The sequence below is a fragment of the Rhodanobacter panaciterrae genome (genome assembly GCF_014651895.1).
Taxonomy (GTDB): Bacteria; Pseudomonadota; Gammaproteobacteria; order Xanthomonadales; family Rhodanobacteraceae; genus Rhodanobacter; species Rhodanobacter panaciterrae.
Map to the genome: position 1 here is coordinate 1 of NZ_BMXT01000008.1, position 5,389 is coordinate 5,389.

2 tRNA genes and 2 rRNA genes are annotated in these 5,389 nt (G+C 53.9%); all 4 read left to right on the forward strand.

The annotated features are described in order from the left end of the window. Positions 1–205: 205 nt before the first annotated feature. The 4 genes from IE071_RS15740 (at position 206) to IE071_RS15755 (ending at position 5,173) form a co-directional block, all read left to right on the forward strand. Positions 206–1,750 (forward strand): 16S ribosomal RNA (locus tag IE071_RS15740). Between the two features lie 182 nt (positions 1,751–1,932). Next, positions 1,933–2,009 (forward strand) — tRNA-Ile (locus IE071_RS15745). An 18-nt stretch (positions 2,010–2,027) separates the two neighbouring features. Beyond that, positions 2,028–2,103, forward strand: a tRNA-Ala gene (locus IE071_RS15750). 188 nt (positions 2,104–2,291) lie between these two features. Beyond that, positions 2,292–5,173: ribosomal RNA gene (locus IE071_RS15755) — 23S ribosomal RNA — on the forward strand. Together the 16S and 23S rRNA genes with 2 tRNA genes alongside form the textbook arrangement of a ribosomal RNA operon. Positions 5,174–5,389: the final 216 nt, after the last annotated feature.

Genomic DNA, 5,389 nt, shown 5'->3' on the forward strand with positions numbered 1-5,389 from the left:
ATCGAGAAATCGGTAGCAAGTGATTGATCTTTGACAGTGTGCGCAGGTGAATTGTGTGGACGTCTTGCGATGGAGGGTTACGACCTGTCCAAGCAATGCAAGCGTCCAATGAAAGAAAAAGTCAGTAATGAGTTTTGATTTTGTTGGGACTAACGCTTCAGAAAGATAGATGACCGAGCTCGCAAGGGTGAGGTTGTCGAAAACTTAAGTGAAGAGTTTGATCCTGGCTCAGATTGAACGCTGGCGGCATGCCTAACACATGCAAGTCGAACGGCAGCACAGCAGTAGCAATACTGTGGGTGGCGAGTGGCGGACGGGTGAGTAATGCATCGGGACCTACCTGAACGTGGGGGATAACGTAGGGAAACTTACGCTAATACCGCATACGTCCTACGGGAGAAAGCGGGGGACCTTCGGGCCTCGCGCGGTCAGACGGACCGATGTTCGATTAGCTAGTTGGTAAGGTAACGGCTTACCAAGGCGACGATCGATAGCTGGTCTGAGAGGATGATCAGCCACACTGGAACTGAGACACGGTCCAGACTCCTACGGGAGGCAGCAGTGGGGAATATTGGACAATGGGCGCAAGCCTGATCCAGCAATGCCGCGTGTGTGAAGAAGGCCTTCGGGTTGTAAAGCACTTTTATCAGGAGCGAAATACTGTCGGTTAATAACCGGCGGGGCTGACGGTACCTGAGGAATAAGCACCGGCTAACTTCGTGCCAGCAGCCGCGGTAATACGAAGGGTGCAAGCGTTAATCGGAATTACTGGGCGTAAAGGGTGCGTAGGCGGTTGTTTAAGTCTGTCGTGAAATCCCCGGGCTCAACCTGGGAATGGCGATGGATACTGGACAGCTAGAGTGTGTCAGAGGATGGTGGAATTCCCGGTGTAGCGGTGAAATGCGTAGAGATCGGGAGGAACATCAGTGGCGAAGGCGGCCATCTGGGACAACACTGACGCTGAAGCACGAAAGCGTGGGGAGCAAACAGGATTAGATACCCTGGTAGTCCACGCCCTAAACGATGCGAACTGGATGTTGGTCTCAACTCGGAGATCAGTGTCGAAGCTAACGCGTTAAGTTCGCCGCCTGGGGAGTACGGTCGCAAGACTGAAACTCAAAGGAATTGACGGGGGCCCGCACAAGCGGTGGAGTATGTGGTTTAATTCGATGCAACGCGAAGAACCTTACCTGGCCTTGACATGTCCGGAATCCAGCAGAGATGCAGGAGTGCCTTCGGGAATCGGAACACAGGTGCTGCATGGCTGTCGTCAGCTCGTGTCGTGAGATGTTGGGTTAAGTCCCGCAACGAGCGCAACCCTTGTCCTTAGTTGCCAGCGAGTAATGTCGGGAACTCTAAGGAGACTGCCGGTGACAAACCGGAGGAAGGTGGGGATGACGTCAAGTCATCATGGCCCTTACGGCCAGGGCTACACACGTACTACAATGGTCGGTACAGAGGGTTGCAATACCGCGAGGTGGAGCCAATCCCAGAAAGCCGATCCCAGTCCGGATCGGAGTCTGCAACTCGACTCCGTGAAGTCGGAATCGCTAGTAATCGCGGATCAGCTATGCCGCGGTGAATACGTTCCCGGGCCTTGTACACACCGCCCGTCACACCATGGGAGTGAGTTGCTCCAGAAGCCGTTAGTCTAACCGCAAGGGGGACGACGACCACGGAGTGGTTCATGACTGGGGTGAAGTCGTAACAAGGTAGCCGTATCGGAAGGTGCGGCTGGATCACCTCCTTTCAAGAAATGACAGTCGCAACCTTTGGTTGCAAGACGTCCACACAAGACACCTGTACTTCACGCAAAGTCCCTTTTGCGAAGAGCGAACATCAAGGCCGTCCATTCATGGACGGACTCTTCAACAAAAGCCGCTTCGGACCCGTTTCCAAGCGAGCTGATGTAGGTTCTGGGGCTCGATCTCTGGGTCTGTAGCTCAGGTGGTTAGAGCGCACCCCTGATAAGGGTGAGGCCGGTGGTTCGAGTCCACCCAGACCCACCATTATGCCAAGGATACCTTGGGGCCTTAGCTCAGCTGGGAGAGCACCTGCTTTGCAAGCAGGGGGTCGTCGGTTCGATCCCGACAGGCTCCACCACTCAAGCGTCGCGTGAAGTATCAGCACACAAAAGATTTTGAAATCACCCGGCATTGAGGCCGGCGTGATGTTCTTTGAAAACAAGTAAACGAGTGACAAGCGTCTTGGTTCGAACCGAACCGAGACAAGTGTTAAGGCAAGTAACGAAGTGGTTTGGACGTTAATCCCGAGGCGACTTGGGGTTATATGGTCAAGCGACTAAGCGTATACGGTGGATGCCTTGGCAGTCAGAGGCGATGAAGGACGTGGCAGCCTGCGAAAAGTGTCGGGGAGCTGGCAACAAGCTTTGATCCGGCAATGTCCGAATGGGGAAACCCACTCCGCAAGGAGTACTGCATGGTGAATACATAGCCATGCAGGGCGAACCCGGGGAACTGAAATATCTAAGTACCCGGAGGAAAAGAAATCAACCGAGATTCCCTGAGTAGCGACGAGCGAACGGGGACTAGCCCAAAAGCACATTATGTTTTAGTCAAACGGGATGGAAAGCCCGGCCATAGATGGTGATAGCCCAGTCGACGAAAAGGCATTTTGTGTGAAATTGAGTAAGGCGGGGCACGTGAAACCTTGTCTGAACATGGGGGGACCATCCTCCAAGGCTAAATACTACTGACTGACCGATAGCGAACTAGTACCGTGAGGGAAAGGCGAAAAGAACCCCGGAGAGGGGAGTGAAATAGACCCTGAAACCGTATACGTACAAGCAGTGGAAGCCCGTAAGGGTAACTGCGTACCTTTTGTATAATGGGTCAGCGACTTACTGTCAGTGGCAAGCTTAACCGTATAGGGGAGGCGAAGAGAAATCGAGTCTGAATAGGGCGCATAGTCTCTGGCAGTAGACCCGAAACCGAGTGATCTATCCTTGGCCAGGTTGAAGGTGCGGTAACACGCACTGGAGGACCGAACCCACATCTGTTGCAATAGATGGGGATGAGCTGAGGATAGGAGTGAAAGGCTAAACAAACTCGGAGATAGCTGGTTCTCCTCGAAAGCTATTTAGGTAGCGCCTCGTGCGAATACTGTTGGGGGTAGAGCACTGTTATGGCTAGGGGGTCATCGCGACTTACCAAACCATGGCAAACTCCGAATACCAACACGTACTACACGGGAGACACACGGCGGGTGCTAACGTCCGTCGTGAAAAGGGAAACAACCCAGACCCGCAGCTAAGGTCCCAAAGTCATAGCTAAGTGGAAAACGATGTGGAAAGGCATAGACAGCCAGGAGGTTGGCTTAGAAGCAGCCACCCTTTAAAGAAAGCGTAATAGCTCACTGGTCGAGTCGGTCTGCGCGGAAGATTTAACGGGGCTAAGCTATGCACCGAAGCTCGGGGTGTGCACATTTATGTGTACGCGGTAGAGGAGCGTTCCGTAAGCCTGTGAAGGTGGATTGTAAAGTCTGCTGGAGGTATCGGAAGTGCGAATGCTGACATGAGTAACGATAATGGGGGTGAAAAGCCCCCACGCCGAAAGCCCAAGGTTTCCTCGCGCAACGTTAATCGGCGCAGGGTGAGTCGGCCCCTAAGGCGAGGCAGAAATGCGTAGTCGATGGGAAGCAGGTTAATATTCCTGCACTTTTCCATAGTGCGATGTGGGGACGGAGAAGGTTAGGTCTACCGGGCGTTGGTTGTCCCGGGGAAAGGAGGTAGGCATGAATCTTAGGCAAATCCGGGATTCTTTATGCCGAGCACCGAGACGAGCCCTATTGGGCGAAGTGACTGACACCACGCTTCCAGGAAAAGCCACTAAGCTTCAGCTATGGAAAAACCGTACCGCAAACCGACACTGGTAGGCAGGGTGAGAATCCCAAGGCGCTTGAGAGAACTCGGGTGAAGGAACTAGGCAAAATGGCACCGTAACTTCGGGAGAAGGTGCGCCCATTGACGTGGTCACGTGCGTGACTGAGCGTCGATGGGTCGCAGTAACCTGGCCGCTGCGACTGTTTATCAAAAACACAGCACTCTGCAAACACGAAAGTGGACGTATAGGGTGTGACGCCTGCCCGGTGCTGGAAGGTTAATTGATGGGGTCAGCCGCAAGGCGAAGCTCTTGATCGAAGCCCCAGTAAACGGCGGCCGTAACTATAACGGTCCTAAGGTAGCGAAATTCCTTGTCGGGTAAGTTCCGACCTGCACGAATGGCGTAACGACAGCGGCGCTGTCTCCACCCGAGACTCAGTGAAATTGAATTCGCTGTGAAGATGCAGCGTTCCCGCGGCAAGACGGAAAGACCCCGTGAACCTTTACTATAGCTTTACACTGAACGTTGAGTTCTTCTGTGTAGGATAGGTGGGAGGCTTTGAAGCGCAGACGCCAGTTTGCGTGGAGCCATCCTTGAAATACCACCCTGAAGTGCTTGACGTTCTAACCTAGGCCCGTAATCCGGGTCAGGGACCGTGTATGGTGGGTAGTTTGACTGGGGCGGTCTCCTCCCAAAGAGTAACGGAGGAGCACGAAGGTACGCTCAGCGCGGTCGGACATCGCGCACTGTGTGCAATGGCATAAGCGTGCTTGACTGCGAGATCGACGGATCAAGCAGGTACGAAAGTAGGTCATAGTGATCCGGTGGTTCTGTATGGAAGGGCCATCGCTCAACGGATAAAAGGTACTCCGGGGATAACAGGCTGATACCGCCCAAGAGTTCATATCGACGGCGGTGTTTGGCACCTCGATGTCGGCTCATCACATCCTGGGGCTGTAGCCGGTCCCAAGGGTATGGCTGTTCGCCATTTAAAGTGGTACGCGAGCTGGGTTCAGAACGTCGTGAGACAGTTCGGTCCCTATCTGTCGTGGGCGTTGGAGATTTGAGGGGGGCTGCTCCTAGTACGAGAGGACCGGAGTGGACGTTCCGCTGGTGTTCGGGTTGTCATGCCCATGGCATTGCCCGGTAGCTACGAACGGAAGTGATAACCGCTGAAAGCATCTAAGCGGGAAGCACGCCCCAAGATGAGATCTCCCGAGAGCTTGACTCTCCTTAAGGCACCATCAAGACTAGGTGGTTGATAGGTCAGGTGTGGAAGCGCAGCAATGCGTTGAGCTAACTGATACTAATGAGCCGTGAGGCTTGACCATATAACCCCAAGACGCTTCGTTCCTTAGCGACGTCTCGATTCGAATTCACCTCGACGCTTGTCACTCGTTTACGATTTATCCACGTGAGATCCCTCTCACGGAAGCGTCTGGTCAGAGGTATTTGACCGGACACTTCAAGAAGAATGTGGAGCCGGCGCTTACGCGCTGCTCCCACCCCTTCCCTGGCGGCCATAGCGGCGTGGTACTTTGCCATGC